The organism is Microthrixaceae bacterium (assembly GCA_023957975.1).
Classification (GTDB): Bacteria; Actinomycetota; Acidimicrobiia; order Acidimicrobiales; family Microtrichaceae; genus JAMLGM01.
Window position 1 is genome coordinate 221,818 of the sequence record JAMLGM010000001.1, and the last position, 14,839, is coordinate 236,656.

The following is a 14,839-nucleotide window of genomic DNA, read 5'->3' on the forward strand; positions in this document are numbered from 1 at the left end:
TATGGGAACCGAGGTAGTTCCAACGGTGCCAGGCGCACACTTCATCGATCCGGCGATGTGGGCCGACATGGAGGCCTGGCACGAACAGGTCGGGCAATGGCGGCGTAACCACGGAGCCGTCTGGGTCGAACCGGATGGGTATCAGCCATTTCTCGCACTGCTGGGCCACGACGACGTCTTCAACGTGTCGCGCGACAGCGTGAGTTGGAACAACACCTCTCGTTCGGTGCTCGGACCGATCGAGCAATACGTGCAGATGGAGGCATCGGGGATGCCGGCGCCGGCGTCGCTCGTACACCTGGACGGAACGAAGCACCGCGACCATCGACAGGTCGCGAACGACTGGTTCAAGCCCGCATCGGTGGGCAAGCGCCAACCTCGAATCAGTGAACTGGCCGAACGCTACGTGCAGCGGATGGCCGACCTCGGGGGAGAGTGCGACTTCGCGAGGGATATCGCACAGCCCTACACCCTTCGGGTGATCATGGACATCTACGGGGTTCCCGAAGAGGACGAGCCCATGATGATGGACCTGACTCAGGGTGTGTTCGGTGCGGCCGACCCGGAGTTCCTCGGTGATGCCGACGACCCTCAGGCTCGGGTGTTGGGTTCGATCATGAACTTCATCCAGTACTTCAACGAGATGACGACCGATCGCCAGGCCTGCCCACGCGACGATCTTGCCTCGGTGATCGCGAACGGTCAGATCGACGGATGTCCACTCGGCGATGTCGAACGCCTCTGGTACTACATCATCGTTGCGACCGCTGGTCACGACACCACCTCGTTTGCGCTTGCTGGAGGGCTTGAGGCGCTGCTGGCGAACCCCGAGCAACTCGCTGCCCTTCAAGCGAATCACGAGCTGATCCCGAATACGGCGGAGGAGTTCATTCGTTGGACGACCCCGGTGCGGCATTTCATGAGATTCGCGACCGTGCCGATGACCGTCGCCAGCGTCGAGATTCCCGTCGGCGGGTCGGTGTTGTTGAGCTATCCCTCGGCCAACAGGGATGAGACGGTGTTCGTCGACCCCGACAGGTTCATCGTCGATCGCCCGGATGCGGACAAGTTGATGTCATTCGGGGTGGGTAGCCATTTCTGCCTGGGCTCGCAGTTTGCTCGGCGGGAGCTTCGATCCTTCCTTGCAGCGTTGCTGCCTCGGCTTAAATCGATCGAACCTGCTGGCGATGCATCGTGGGCACAGTCGCATTTCGTGTCGGGTGTGAAGCATCTACCGATCCGCTACACGTTCGCGTAGTCATCGCGGTGCGGTCCCGGATTTGATTCGGCTATAGCCAGTCCCTGAGTCGGAACCAGGTGACGAGGCCGGCGGTGGAGGCAACGATGAGACCGCCGGCGAGATAGACGCCCTGGTCTCGACCCGACCCGGGAAAAGGAACGTTCATTCCGAACCATCCGGTGATGAACGCGGGGACGGCGAAGATCGCCGCCCAGCTTCCGACCTTCTTCACGATCTGATTCTGGCGAAAATCGCGCAGGCTGAGGTCGGTCTCGACGATCGTGGCGACGAGTCCACGGAGCGAATCGGTGGAGTCGGCGATGCGCAGGGTGTGGTCGTAGACGTCCTGAAAGTAGGGGTACAGATCGTCGCTGACGAACTTGTGGTCACGGCGCATGAGCGAGGTCATGACCTCGCGCGTCGGAGCGACGATTCGATGGAAATGCACCAGAGCGCGGCGCATGTCGAACCAGGTTCGCTGCTTGAGCGGCGTGAGCGGCTGGTCATCGAAAAGGGTCTCACTCACCTCGTCGTAATAGTCGTCGAAGACCTCGATGACATCGAAGTACCCGTCGACCACGTCGTCGAGCAGTGCGTAGACGAGCGCCGAAACACCGAATCGGGTGAGCTCCTCGACTCGGTCCCACCGAGCGTGAAGTCGGTCGAGCCCGAACCCATCCCCCTCTCGAACGGTGAGGATCCAGCGGTCACCTACGAACGCGTCGATCTCGGCTGCGCGTAGTGCGATGGCGTCACGGTCGATGTCGACCGCATGACAGGACAGGAACAGGTGTGATTCGTAGTAGTCGACCTTGGGACGCTGGTGTTCATCGACGGCGTCCTCGATGGCAAGTTCGTGCAGCCCGAGTTCGTCGCTGAGTTGAGCGAACGAGGCTTCGGTTGGGGCCTCAAGATCGACCCAGACAATGGTGTCGGGGTCTTCGAGGTAGTCCGAGACGGCTTCGATGTCGAAGCCACGGGCGACCACCTTGCCGTTTCGCCAGGCGCGGGTGGATTCCGAGGTCGCTGGTTGTGTCACGGGTGTCGATGCTACGGGCAGCGGTGCTGCCAGCGACGTGTTGGCGGGGACGCGAGGCGTCTCGCGGCATCCGGTTTTGATGGACTCGCTCAGGACGACCCTGGCGGTGCGATCGAATCGACGATCCCCGATGCACCTATCGAGTGCTCTACCGCCCCGATTTCCGGTTTCGCTCCCATTCATTGAGAACATTGGTGTTCCACTTCCATCGGACATCGTCGCTCATGAAGGGACTCTGAGGCTGGGGCGGCTGCCCGGCTGCCGTTGCTTGCGCAAGCATCGCTTGTGAGGCTGCGCGCCGTTGTTCTTGAACAAGGCGTTCCGTCGCCGCTGCCTGGCGGGCCTGCTGTGCGACGAGTTGGCGTTGTATCGCGAGGGTTTCTTGATGACGTTCCCACTCGATCATCTCGTTGTAGGTGTCGCGATCGGTGGCGCGCAGGTCGGCTCGCCACGTCTGATAACGCTGTTTGCTCTCGGCCTTCAAGCGGTTGAACAGGCCCGGAACCTCCGACTCTGGGCCGGTCGCGATTCGCCACCAAGTCTCGTCCATCAACGGAACGTCGGACCACCATGGAGTGTCGGGCATCCTGAATTCTGGGCTTCCGGCCGCGCCCCACCGAAGCCTGAACGACTTCCAATACGGATGGTCTTCGCGAATTTCAGACAGCCGGGTTCCGAAAGCGATCCGGTGGTTGCGGGCGTCTGCCGCGTACTCGTCGCGTTGAGCACGTCGCTGTGCTTCCAGCGCTTGTTGGTATCGCACCAAGCTTATGTATCCCGCTACCAATAGCCCGAAGAAGATCCAGGCTGCGCCGATTCCCTGGGTGAGTCGTAGCAAGTCGTGAGTGTCGGAGCCACTGACGATCTGCGGTTGAAACCACAAGATGAACTGGGGAACGATGATCAACGACACGGGGATCGCCGACATCACCACTCGACGATTCAGAAGGCTCATGGGTTGCTCCTTCCACATACTCCGGGGGTGCGCCGCGGATGTCTCGTTCACCTCGATGCCCACGACAGTGAACACTTGACCACCGACAATCAAGCGGCCATACGAACCATCGGTGGGCAAGATGCCGAAACGACTACGTCGCCGTGGGTCGAACGACTGAACCGGGGCTTCGGGCACCAGTTCGGCGTTGAGTAGTTCAATACGTTGGGTAAACGCCCGACAGGAATGAGGGCTCTCCTGACTCAGGTGCGGGTCATGCGCCGGGTACGTGTGTTCGTTCGTGTGGGAGTTGGAGGTTGATGGGGCCGGCTCCCAGCATGACGAGCGCGAGGGCAGCGTCTGGGGAGTGGAAGCCGTAGGCGCGGCGGATGATCAGGCGGACTTTCGTGTTGAGCCCTTCGACGCGGCCGTTGCTGATCCAGTGCTCGACAGCGTTCAAGATGAGGTCGCGGCGGAAGTGGATCGTCTTCGCGGCCTTCACGAGGGGACATGCCAGACGGCGGCGGCGCAGCGCCACGGTCACCGTGACCATCGTCGCCAAGAATTCGACGGCGGTGACGTTCACCCCGTCGAGGCGCAACAAGCGCCTCCCGGACGCGCAAGAGGCGGCTCCCGATCACGAGAACCGCCTCGTACAGGCCTTTTCCACCTAGTGCGCTCGGAGGGACTCGAACCCCCAACCTTCTGATCCGTAGTCAGATGCTCTATCCAATTGAGCTACGAGCGCATAGCGCAGCCAGAGACTGTACTCGTCGAGATGAGTGACAGCCAACCGGATGCGCGAGTGGGATCAGATCCGCTTGCCGCACACCGGCCAGGGGCTACGGCCACGCGAGGCGTGCAAGGCGCGAGCCATGGCATCTTGCACGTGTGAGGGTGCCTTGGAGGGCTTCACCCCGACGTACTCGGGAAGCACCGACTTCGCCACACCATTCCACGTGGTCTGGTTGAACTGATACAGCCCGTGGTACTTGCCGCTCTTCGACACTGCGGCCGGGTTGCCCCCCGATTCGCATGATGCGAGCCGAGCGAGTTGAGCGTCCGACAGCGAGCTCATACTTCGAGTACTTGCGATCGCTGCTTCTTGTCTGGCGACGTGAGCGACGAAAGCTGATTGTTCCTCTGGTGTGCAGGCGGTCGTGAGGGCGGTGACCGCCAGAACACCACACGCAGCAGCGCGTGCAACAGTCTTCTTGATCGTCATGGGTAGCTCCTTCGCAGCGGCGGGGGGTGGTGCCGGATCGTGAGAGCGGACTTCCCGCCGAACATGTGCCGTCCCGACAAGAGGTGATCTCCGGGAGATGGCAGCACGTGGGCAGGGCCCTGCTGATGTCGTAGTTACGAAGGACATGATGACGAAGTTGTCATGGAATTGCAACACCTTCGTGGTGTGTCCTTCGACACAGGGTCACAAACCGGAGTGGGCCGATCGGCCCACAATCTGGCGTCCCGGATGATCGATGAACACCGAAATTTGGGCAATCGACGCAAAATGTTGCCATTCGAACGATGGTTCAACAATCGGCATCATTAGTGTCGATGTAATGGAACCGTCACGAGGACCCTCGGTGGCGTCGGCCAAAAACGTTCGAAGGCCCAGCCGGTTGGCTGGACCTTCGCGACACGGCGGAGAGGGTGGGATTTGAACCCACGGACCACCTCGCGGCAGTCACCTCCTTAGCAGGGAGGCCCGTTCGACCGGACTCCGGCACCTCTCCAGGCTCGAACAGTGTATACGTCGCCCCCCGCAAAGGAGACAACTCGCCCGCCAGTGGCGGAGGGAGGGGGATTCGAACCCCCGGAGGCTTGCACCTCAACGGTTTTCAAGACCGTCGCAATCGTCCGCTCTGCCATCCCTCCGGACGGCGCAGACTCTAGTGGGTACGCCCCCGACGTCACATCCGCTGGTCGACCAAACGGTCACTCGTCCAACTGTTCTCGAAGCGAGCGGATCCATGCCTTGGCCTCGTCGAGGTGCGCCTCGGCGGCTTCGCGTTCGGCATCGTCGAGGGCAACTCCCGCGGGATACGAACCCAGGAACTTGACGTCGTGTTTCATCTTGAGCGACCGGAGCGCGTCTGCGACGAGCGGGTCGGCGAGGTGGCCCACGATGTCGATGAGAAAGCAGTAGTCGCCGAGCGACTTCTTGGTGGGCCGCGATAACAGCAACGACAGGTTGATCTGTCGGGCGGCGAATTCCTGCAGGATGCTCAAGAGCGAACCGGGAACGTCAGCGCGTTGGAACACGACGATCGAGGTCTTGTCGTTGGCAGAGGGCGCGGGGATTCCCCGGCGAGCGACCAAGGCGAATCTCGTGGCGTTCTCGGGGTGATCCGCGATATCTCGAGCGATGATGTCGAGTCCGTGCAGTTCGGCTGCACGGGCATTGGCGATCGCGGCGATGGTCGCATCGTTGCCCGTTGCCACAATCTCGCTCGCGCCCGCCGTCGACGTGGCCGGAACCAACTCGACATTCGGCAGGTTGGCCCGCAGCCATTCTCGACATTGCGCGTAGGCGTGGGGAAACGACGAAACGCGCGTGATCTTGTCGAGCACCGCACCGGGTTTGACCTGCAGCGTCATCTCGATCGGAAGCACGACCTCGCGTTGGATGAGCAGGTCGACGTCGAACGTCAAGGTGTCGGCGGTGATGTTGACCTGACCTTCAATGGCGTTCTCCAACGCGACGAAGCCGTAGTCCAGTTCGCCGTTCTCGACCGAAAACAGCAACTCCGAGAAGTTGTCGAATTCGATGCGGGTCGCGGCGGCAAGGTCGGGCTGTCCGAGCAGCGCCTGTTCGGTGAAGGTGCCGATCGGGCCGAGGAACCCGACCGAGGCGCTGGGCGACACGGTGCCGGTGCGAGGCTGGTGAGAACTCATCGGTGCCGAGGCTATCGGGAGCCCATCACGCTCGGCGCGTGCGCCAAACTGCTGTGACATGCGCGCCGTCCAGCGCGGCACGCAACGACTCGAATCAAGGAGGTGCGCCGTGTCGCATCTGTCACCGGTGTGGACCAACCTGACGGACCTCGATGTGGTCTCGGGCGAGGGGTGTTGGATCACCTCGGCCTCCGGAGAGCGGTACCTCGACTTCACGGCGGGCATCGCGGTGACATCGACCGGGCATTGCCACCCGACCGTGGTCGAGGCGATCCGAACCCAGGCCGGTCGCTTCATCCACGCGCAGGTGAACTGCTATCGCCATGATCTACTCGAACCGCTTGCCGCTCGCCTCGCCGATCTCACCCCGGCGGGCATCGACACGTTCTTCTTTTCCAACTCAGGCGCCGAAGCCGTGGAGGCAGCGGTGAAGCTGGCGAAGCACGCGACGGGTAAATCGAACATCATCGTCATGGATGCTTCCTTTCACGGGCGCACCCACCTGGCGATGGCGATGACGACCTCAAAGACCGCATATCGCCGCAACTACGCACCGCTGCCAGCGGGAATCCACGTGACCCCCTTTCCACGCTCCGTCGGAGTCGGCACCCTCGACGAACGAATCGATGCGGCACTGGCGCAACTGCGACGGTTGCTCACCACACAAACCGCACCGCAGGAGACCGCCGCGATCATCCTGGAACCCGTGCTCGGCGAAGGTGGCTATGAGCCGGCCCCGGCCCGCTATGTGCAGGGGGTCCGTGCGATCTGCGACGAACACGACCTGTTGCTCATCGCCGATGAGGTTCAGACCGGGTTCGGTCGCACCGGAACCATGTTCGCCATGGATCAAATCGGGGTCACCCCCGACATCATCGTCATGGCGAAGGGGTTCGCCTCGGGCTTTCCGATCTCCGCCATCGGGTCGCCTCGGGCGCTGATGGATCGCTGGATCACCGGAACCCACGGCGGAACCTACGGCGGCAACCCACTCGGCTGTGCTGCCGCACTGGCGACGATCGAGGTTGTGACCACCGAAGGGTTCCTCGACAACGTCAACGCCCGCGGCGAACAGTTGCGCGCGGGGCTTCGTAGCCTGGCTGCGAAACACCCGAACCTGGTCGACGTCCGCGGGCCCGGGCTCATGGTGGCGGCCGAGTTCCGTACCGCGGAGGGCGAACCCGACGCCGCAACCGTCACCTCGGTCATCTCCCACGCGTTCAGCGAGCACCGGGTCCTGCTGATGAACGCGGGCACCGACGGTAACGTCATCCGGTTCATGTCGCCGTTGATCGTCTCAGCCGACGAGATCGACCTGGCACTCGCAGCGGTCGGTGCCGGTCTAGCCTCCGCATCATGAGCGGCGACCGTCTGTACTTTCGCCAACTCCTCGCCGGCCGCGACTTCGCCCAGACGGACGTCATCGCCGGGCAGATGGCGAACTTCTCGTATCTGATCGGCGACCGCGAGACAGGCGAGTGTCTCGTGGTCGACCCCGCCTATGACGTCGATGGTCTCATCGCTTCGGCGGCTGTGGACGACATGACGATCGCCGGTGCGCTGGTGACGCACTATCACGCCGACCATTGTGGCGGCTCGATGATGGGGTTCAACTTGGAGGGGATCGAGGCGCTGTTGAACCGGGTGCAGGTGCCGATTCATGTGCAGGAGACCGAGGTCGAATGGATCTCCAAGACCACCGGAGTCACCGCACCCGACCTGGTCGGTCACCCCACAGGGGCACATGTGATGATTGGCGAAGTGCGTGTCGATCTCATCCACACCCCTGGTCACACACCCGGATCGCAATGCTTCTTGGTTCACGATCACCTCGTTTCGGGCGACACGTTGTTTCTCGAAGGGTGCGGGCGAACGGATCTGCCGGGCGGTAATGCCGAAGACCTGTACTACAGCCTGACCCAGCGGCTTGCGAAGGTCCCCGACAGCGCCGTGTTGTATCCCGGCCATCGGTACTCGGCGATGCCGTCGGCGCCGATGGGGGAGACCCGAGCCCAGAACTTCGTCTTTCGGCCCCAGTCGGTCGAGCAGTGGATGATGATGTTCGGCAATGGGTGACGAAACCTCCGACCTGTCGATCTCGTCTCCAGCCTCCTCGGCGTCCGACGTGGCGTCCGATGCAGCGTCGACGATGATGAACGACGGATTGCCCGACACGTGGAACGCGACACGCCCGCCGCGATGGTTCCCGCGTGCGGTGCTCTACGTGATGCTCGGGGCCATCGGATTCATGGTGAGCCGAACGGTATTCGCCAATCTCTCGGACCTGTTGGTGCTGCTGTTGGTCTCACTGTTCTTGTCCTTTGCTGTCGAGCCTGCGGTGGACCGCCTCTCGGCCAGAGGGATGAAGCGCGGACTTGCTACCGGCCTGGTGTTCCTGTTGTTGCTCGTCGGTTCGTTCGTGCTCGTGTGGGTCATCGTCGATCTCGTGGTGCAGCAGGTCACCTCGTTGGTCAACGACGCACCGCGGCTGATCGAGGACGCGACCCGTTGGTTCAACGACACGTTTCACGCCAACGTCACGACCGACGATCTCGTGAAGCAGGTCCGCGAGTACGAAGGAGACCTGACGAGGTATGCCGGCGACGTCGGCGGTCGGGTCATGTCGGTGACCGGCACCGCGCTCGGCGTGGTGTTCAACATGTTCACGGTGTTCCTCTTCACCTTCTACCTAGTGGCAGAAGGACCGCAGTTCCGGCGCACGATCTGTTCGGTGGTTCCACAGGATCGCCAGGTGATGGTGCTCGGACTCTGGGAGCTGGCGATTTCCAAGACCGGCGGCTACCTGTACTCACGCACGATCCTGGCGGTGGTGTCGTCGATCCTCAGTTGGATCGCATTCGCCATCATCGGTGTGCCGTCCCCGCTGGCGCTTGCGGTATGGATGGGAATCGTGAGTCAGTTCGTTCCGGTCGTCGGGACCTACATCGGTGGTGCGCTGCCGGTGGTGATCGCATTGCTCGACAGCCCACCGAGAGCGCTGGCGGTGTTCGTGTTCATGATCGTGTATCAGCAGTTCGAGAACTACGTGCTGGCACCACGCGTCACCGCTCGCACGATGGAGATCCACCCGGCGGTCGCCTTCGGTGCGGTGCTCGCCGGCGGCAGCATCATCGGTCCGATCGGAGCGCTGTTGGCGCTGCCGGCAGCGGCAATCATCCAGGCCTTCGTTTCATCTTTCCTTAACCGACACGAGTTGGTCGAAAGCGAACTGACCCAACGGATGGTTTCGAGCAGTGGCAGCGACGATGCCATCCCGCCGACCGAACACCGCGGCGGCGCCTTCTGGGAACGCCTTCAGCGCGGGGCCAACAAGGCATCGAGTGCCCACGACGCTACGGTGTCGCGGGACTCGGACTCCCAGGACTGACGCTCGAGCGACCAGTACACACAGAGCGCCCCGATCGGATGACCGGTCAAGGTGAGCGGCACCATCAGCGCAGCACCGACCCCCAGATCGGCACCTGAAACGACGCGGTGTTCGGGTCGCTCCGTATGGTCAACGAGGGCCATCGGGAGCGCACCGGCATTGCGTACGAAGAGGTACTCGCGCGGCCGCACCGAGCCGAGGGACCACGGAAACCAGTGCAGTGGTACATCTCGGCGCTCGGCCAATGCAATCGCCATGCCGGACGCGACCCAACGGTCCAGCAGCGTTGCGCGGTGCTCGTCGACCTCGAACAACTCGCAACGCTGCGCCTCAAGGCGAACTGCGATACGAGCGAGGGTGGTGCGCAAATTGTCGGTGTCGTGGATGCCACCATCGCATCGCCTGCGATCCGATGGCACGTGATCGGTATTCCCCATGCACAGAAGGCTTCGGAAGGGGTGTTGCCCGATCTGAAGAATTCTGCGCCGGGTTCACCGGAATGCAGACGCCGGGGGTGCCGGACTATGAGGTCTTCGCCGGAGGGCGGTAGAACACCACGAGTTGGCCGATGCCGCCACCTACGCCGACGATCAGGGCGATGATCAGACCGGTCCAGCCCGACAAGGTGTCGGCGATGCCGAACGCGTGGTCGAGGGAATACTCACCCGGGCCGACCATGGCGATTCCCAGGCCGAATACCGCAAGGATGAAGTTGTATTCCCACCCACTCTTGACGATGAAGAAGCCGTTTTCGGCATGCACGGTGTAGCCGGCCACGATCATCAGGGCGATGAACAGACCACCGGCAAACGGTGTGAGTAGACCCAGGGCGATGGCGAGGCCGGAAGCAACCTCACTCGTCGCAGCCAACACGGCGTGCACCTTGCCGGGCCGCATGCCCATCGAGTCGAACCATCCGGCGGTGCCGGGGATACGCCCACCCTGAAAGAACTTCCCGTATCCGTGTGCGGCCATCGTGAGGCCGAACGCGACCCGCAGGATCAACAGGCCGACCGACAGTTCGGTCATCGACGAAAAAGCGACATCGGTAGCGAACATCATCGTTCCAGGTGCTTGAGGGGTGCAGGACCCCGTGGCTGCTTGCGCCGGTCGAACCTAGTCCCTTGCCGAACTTCTCGCACCTGACGGGGCGTGAGCACCGCCGGTAACCTTGCGTATCCCGTGCGATACCGCAGACCTGGAGAAAATCTGGTGACCACCTCGGAGTTGACGCTCGCCGCAGAATTCCCATCCGGCAGTCGAGAGCAGTGGCTGGCACTCGTCGACACCGTGCTCAAGGGGGCCGATTTCGATCGCAAGCTCGTCTCGAATACCTACGACGGGATTGCGATCCAGCCGCTGTACACCCAACAGGACCGCCCTCCGGCCGAGCAGCTTCCCGGCCAGGGCGACCTGACCCGGGGGGTCGGCGGACCGCGTGGAGATCTGCCATGGTCGATCGCCACGATCCAGCGACATCCGCTCGTCGAGGAGGCGAATCGCCAGGTTCTCACCGACCTTGAAGGCGGAGCGAACTCGCTGGTGCTGCGACTCGACGTTCACGGCGCCGGGGCCGTCGACGGAACGGTCATCGGTGCGGCCGACGACCTCGCCGCGGTGCTCGAGGGCGTCTATCTCGATCTGATCTCGGTCACGCTCGAGGCGGGACCCCTTGGCGCAACCGCCGCTGAGTTGTTGGTGGCGCTCTATGACGTCAAGGGGGTCAGCCCCGCGGAACGCGCAGGGTCGCTCGGGCTCGACCCCATCGGGGCGCTCGCTGCGACAGGCGCGTTGCCACAGGGCCTCGATGGGGCCTTCGCTGAGCTCCGCGAGTTGGCGAATCGGGTATCTGATGCGCCGAATCTCCGCACGATCAACGTCGATACCGCAGCGGTGGTCGACGCCGGGGCCAGCGAGGTCGAGGAACTTGCGGTGGCGATCGCGACGGCGCTCGAGTACGTCCGGGCGCTCTGCAGCGACCGACCTCTCGAGGCGGCCTTCGGTGAAATCGCGTTCACGTTGCAGTCCGACGCCGATGTCTTCGCTGGAGTTGCCAAGTTGCGGGCGGCTCGTCGGCTGTGGGCCCATGCGATTCGAGCAGCGGGTGTCGACCCGGTCGCGCTGGCAACACCGTTTGCGAGCCGGACGGCGACTCGCATGATGAGCCAGCGCGATCCGTGGGTGAACATGTTGCGCACGACAGCGGCGTGTTTCGCGGCGGGGGTCGGTGGTGCGTCATCGGTGGCGGTGCAGCCCTTCGACTCGGCGGTTGGACTGTCGGACGATCTGGCGCGACGCATTGCTCGAAACACACAACTGATCCTGCAGGAGGAGGCGAACCTCGGAGCGGTGATCGATCCCGCTGGTGGATCGAACTACATCGAGGCGCTCACCACGGAACTGGTCGAGCGGTCATGGGCCCGTTTCCAGGAAATCGAAGCGGCCGGAGGCATGGTGGCGGTGCTGACGAGCGGGGCCGAGGCGGAAACGCTGCAACTCACCCGTGAGGCGCGCCTGCTCAACATCGCTCGGCGCCGCGACCCGTTGACGGGGGTGAGCGAGTTTCCGAACATCGACGAGGCACCGCTCACTCGCGAGCAGATCGATCTCGTCGCGTTGCGGAACGCAGCGGTGGCCCATGGTGTCGTGCCCGCCGGACCGGCGACCACCATCGAGGCGCTTCCTGCGGTGCGCAACGGCAGCGAATTCGAGGCGTTGCGCGACGCGTCGGACGCGTTGGCAGCAACCGATGAGCGTCCGTCGATCTTCATGGCGAACCTCGGCCCAGTCGCCGCTCATACGGCGCGAGCGACCTACGCCAAGAACTTCTTCGAAGCGGGCGGAGTCAAAGCGGTTGGCGATGTCGGTCACGACACGGCCGACGCCGCCGCCGAGGCGTTCATCGCGTCGGGGCTCGAGGTCGCCGTCATCTGTGGCTCCGACTCGCTGTACGCCGAGTTGGCCGCGCCGGTGGCAACGGCACTGAAGAAGGCCGGCGCACGGCGCGTCTATCTGGCCGGCAATCCCGGCGATGCTCGAGGTGACTATGAGGCCGCCGGAGTGGATGAGTTCGTTTACGTGGGCGTCAATGTGCTCGACACCCTCACCCGACTTCTGAAGATGCAGGGAGCTTTGTCATGACCGGTCTTCCGGATTACACCGCCGTCGCCGGTCCCATCGTTTCCGATGATGCGGTCGATGGCGCTCCATCGCGATCCGCCGCGGCCGGCGAGGTCTGGGAAACGCCTGAGGGCATTGCGGTCGCGCCGCTGTACACCGCTGCGGACACCGCGGGCCTCGACTTCCTCGACACCTACCCGGGTATGGCGCCGTTTCTGCGTGGGCCGTATTCGACGATGTATGTCAACCAGCCGTGGACGATTCGCCAGTACGCCGGCTTTTCCACAGCCGAGGACTCCAACGCGTTCTACCGTCGCAACCTGGCGGCGGGCCAAAAGGGCCTGTCGGTAGCGTTCGACCTTGCGACGCACCGGGGGTACGACTCGGATCACCCACGCGTCGGCGGCGACGTCGGTATGGCCGGCGTCGCGATCGATTCGATCTACGACATGCGGGTGCTCTTCGACGGGATTCCGCTCGATCAGATGTCGGTGTCGATGACGATGAACGGTGCGGTGTTGCCGGTGCTGGCGCTCTACATCGTGGCGGCTGAGGAGCAGGGGGTGGCCCCGGACAAGCTTGCGGGCACCATCCAAAACGACATCCTCAAAGAGTTCATGGTGCGCAACACCTACATCTATCCGCCGGCACCATCGATGCGGCTCATCGGCGACATCTTCGCCTACACCAGCCAGCGGATGCCGAAGTTCAACTCCATCTCGATCTCCGGCTATCACATGCAGGAAGCCGGTGCGACCGCCGATCTTGAACTCGGATACACGCTTGCCGACGGGGTGGAGTACATACGGACCGGGCAGGCCGCAGGCCTTGAGGTCGACGCATTCGCACCGCGCCTGAGCTTCTTCTGGGCGATCGGCATGAACTTCTTCATGGAGGTCGCGAAGATGCGAGCGGGTCGCCTGCTGTGGGCCAAGCTCGTCAAGCAGTTCGACCCGCAGAGCAACAAGTCGTTGTCGCTACGCACCCACAGCCAGACCTCAGGGTGGTCGCTCACCGCTCAGGACGTCTACAACAACGTGATTCGCACCTGCGTCGAGGCGATGGCGTCGACCCAGGGCCACACCCAATCGCTGCACACGAACGCGCTCGACGAGGCGTTGGCATTGCCGACCGACTTTTCGGCGCGAATCGCCCGTAACACTCAGCTGTTTCTGCAGCAGGAATCCAACACCACTCGCGTGATCGATCCGTGGGGCGGCTCGTACTATGTCGAACGCCTGACCTATGAGCTGGCGCGTAAAGCCTGGGCGCACATCGAAGAGGTCGAACAGCTCGGCGGCATGGCCAAAGCCATCGAGGCCGGCATTCCGAAGTTGCGCATCGAGGAGGCGGCGGCTCGCACGCAGGCCCGAATCGACTCCGGACGCCAGTCGGTGATCGGTGTGAACAAGTTCCGTCCGGACGGCGACGAGATGATCGAGGTTCTCAAGGTCGACAACGCGACGGTACGCGCGAATCAGATCGCGAAACTCGAACGGCTGCGCGCCGAACGCAGCACCGACTCGGTGCAGTCCGCACTCGAGGCGTTGACGAAGTGCGCCGACAGTGGTGCGGGCAACCTGTTGGATCTTGCGGTCGATGCCGCTCGCAAGATGGCCACTGTGGGCGAGATCAGCGACGCGCTCGAAAAGGTGTGGGGCAGACATCGGGCCGAGATCAAGTCGATCTCTGGTGTGTATCGGAGCGAGATGGGCGCAGACAACGAAACGGTCGAACGGGTTCGGCGCAAGGTCGAGGCCTTCGAGGCGGCCGACGGCCGGCGACCGCGCATCCTGCTCGCCAAGATGGGTCAGGACGGCCACGATCGTGGCCAGAAGGTCGTGGCTTCCGGCTTTGCCGACCTCGGCTTTGTCGTCGACATCGGTCCGCTGTTCACCACGCCTGAGGAGGCGGCGCAGCAGGCGGTCGACGCCGATGTGCACATCGTCGGCCCATCATCGCTGGCCGCCGGTCACCTGACCCTGGTGCCGGAGTTGGTGGCGGCACTCGAGAAGTTGGGGCGGTCCGACATCATGATCGTCGTCGGCGGGGTGATTCCACCGCAGGACTTCGACGCGTTGTACGAAGCCGGAGCGACGGCGATCTTCCCGCCGGGGACCGTGATCGCCGCTGCGGCCGACGACCTGCTCGACAAGCTCGCCGCACAGTACGGCTACGACCTCGGCGTCGCCTGACCGGCGGGCGCCGATCGGGCGA

General features: G+C 63.3%; 11 protein-coding genes, 3 tRNA genes and 2 pseudogenes. 6 read left to right on the forward strand and 10 right to left on the reverse strand.

Features of this window, described 5'->3' with window-relative positions; all coding sequences use genetic code 11:
* The first annotated feature begins 25 nt into the window (after positions 1–25).
* Complete coding sequence (locus tag M9952_01090) at positions 26–1,258, forward strand: cytochrome P450 (GenBank protein ID MCO5311526.1); 1,233 nt, start codon at positions 26–28, stop codon at positions 1,256–1,258.
* Between the two features lie 31 nt (positions 1,259–1,289).
* On the opposite strand, the gene M9952_01095 is transcribed toward M9952_01090, so the two are convergent.
* The 8 genes and pseudogenes from M9952_01095 to pheA form a co-directional block, all read right to left on the reverse strand.
* Positions 1,290–2,279: a magnesium transporter CorA family protein gene (locus M9952_01095; protein MCO5311527.1), complete on the reverse strand. Its 990-nt coding sequence runs from the start codon at positions 2,277–2,279 to the stop codon at positions 1,290–1,292.
* Positions 2,280–2,427: 148 nt separating this feature from the next.
* Positions 2,428–3,297, reverse strand: coding sequence for a hypothetical protein (locus M9952_01100; protein MCO5311528.1), 870 nt, complete (start codon positions 3,295–3,297; stop codon positions 2,428–2,430).
* A gap of 190 nt (positions 3,298–3,487) precedes the next feature.
* Positions 3,488–3,676, reverse strand: a pseudogene (locus tag M9952_01105) (transposase).
* Between the two features lie 211 nt (positions 3,677–3,887).
* A tRNA-Arg gene (locus M9952_01110) sits at positions 3,888–3,961 on the reverse strand.
* 63 nt (positions 3,962–4,024) lie between these two features.
* Positions 4,025–4,258, reverse strand: a pseudogene (locus tag M9952_01115) (transglycosylase family protein).
* A gap of 603 nt (positions 4,259–4,861) precedes the next feature.
* A tRNA-Ser gene (locus M9952_01120) sits at positions 4,862–4,952 on the reverse strand.
* A 54-nt stretch (positions 4,953–5,006) separates the two neighbouring features.
* Positions 5,007–5,094: transfer RNA gene (locus tag M9952_01125), tRNA-Ser, on the reverse strand.
* A 60-nt stretch (positions 5,095–5,154) separates the two neighbouring features.
* Positions 5,155–6,114, reverse strand: a complete 960-nt coding sequence (pheA, locus tag M9952_01130; protein MCO5311529.1) for a prephenate dehydratase — start codon at positions 6,112–6,114, stop codon at positions 5,155–5,157.
* Positions 6,115–6,223: 109 nt separating this feature from the next.
* Between pheA and M9952_01135 the strand changes: the two genes are divergently transcribed.
* Genes M9952_01135 through M9952_01145 form a run of 3 tightly spaced genes read left to right on the forward strand, consistent with a single transcriptional unit; the run spans position 6,224 to position 9,502 of the window.
* Positions 6,224–7,474 (forward strand): aminotransferase class III-fold pyridoxal phosphate-dependent enzyme, encoded by a 1,251-nt coding sequence (locus M9952_01135; protein MCO5311530.1) that lies wholly within the window; start codon positions 6,224–6,226, stop codon positions 7,472–7,474.
* Positions 7,471–8,190, forward strand: a complete 720-nt coding sequence (locus M9952_01140) for an MBL fold metallo-hydrolase (GenBank protein ID MCO5311531.1) — start codon at positions 7,471–7,473, stop codon at positions 8,188–8,190. The genes M9952_01135 and M9952_01140 overlap by 4 nt, the downstream gene beginning before the upstream one ends.
* Entirely contained in the window at positions 8,183–9,502 is a 1,320-nt protein-coding gene (locus M9952_01145; protein ID MCO5311532.1) for an AI-2E family transporter, read from the forward strand. Before M9952_01140 ends, M9952_01145 begins: the two co-directional genes overlap by 8 nt.
* On the opposite strand, the gene M9952_01150 is transcribed toward M9952_01145, so the two are convergent.
* Positions 9,430–9,939, reverse strand: coding sequence for a GAF domain-containing protein (locus M9952_01150; protein ID MCO5311533.1), 510 nt, complete (start codon positions 9,937–9,939; stop codon positions 9,430–9,432). The genes M9952_01145 and M9952_01150 overlap by 73 nt on opposite strands.
* Positions 9,940–10,024: 85 nt before the next feature.
* Positions 10,025–10,531, reverse strand: coding sequence for a DoxX family protein (locus tag M9952_01155; GenBank protein MCO5311534.1), 507 nt, complete (start codon positions 10,529–10,531; stop codon positions 10,025–10,027).
* Between the two features lie 183 nt (positions 10,532–10,714).
* On the opposite strand from M9952_01155, the gene M9952_01160 reads away from it, so the two are divergent.
* Together M9952_01160 and scpA are read left to right on the forward strand one after the other, a co-directional pair.
* Complete coding sequence (locus M9952_01160; protein ID MCO5311535.1) at positions 10,715–12,643, forward strand: methylmalonyl-CoA mutase subunit beta; 1,929 nt, start codon at positions 10,715–10,717, stop codon at positions 12,641–12,643.
* Positions 12,640–14,817 carry a methylmalonyl-CoA mutase gene (scpA, locus tag M9952_01165; GenBank protein MCO5311536.1) on the forward strand — a complete coding sequence of 726 codons (2,178 nt, stop codon included), beginning with the start codon at positions 12,640–12,642 and terminating at the stop codon, positions 14,815–14,817. The genes M9952_01160 and scpA overlap by 4 nt, the downstream gene beginning before the upstream one ends.
* Positions 14,818–14,839 lie beyond the last annotated feature (22 nt).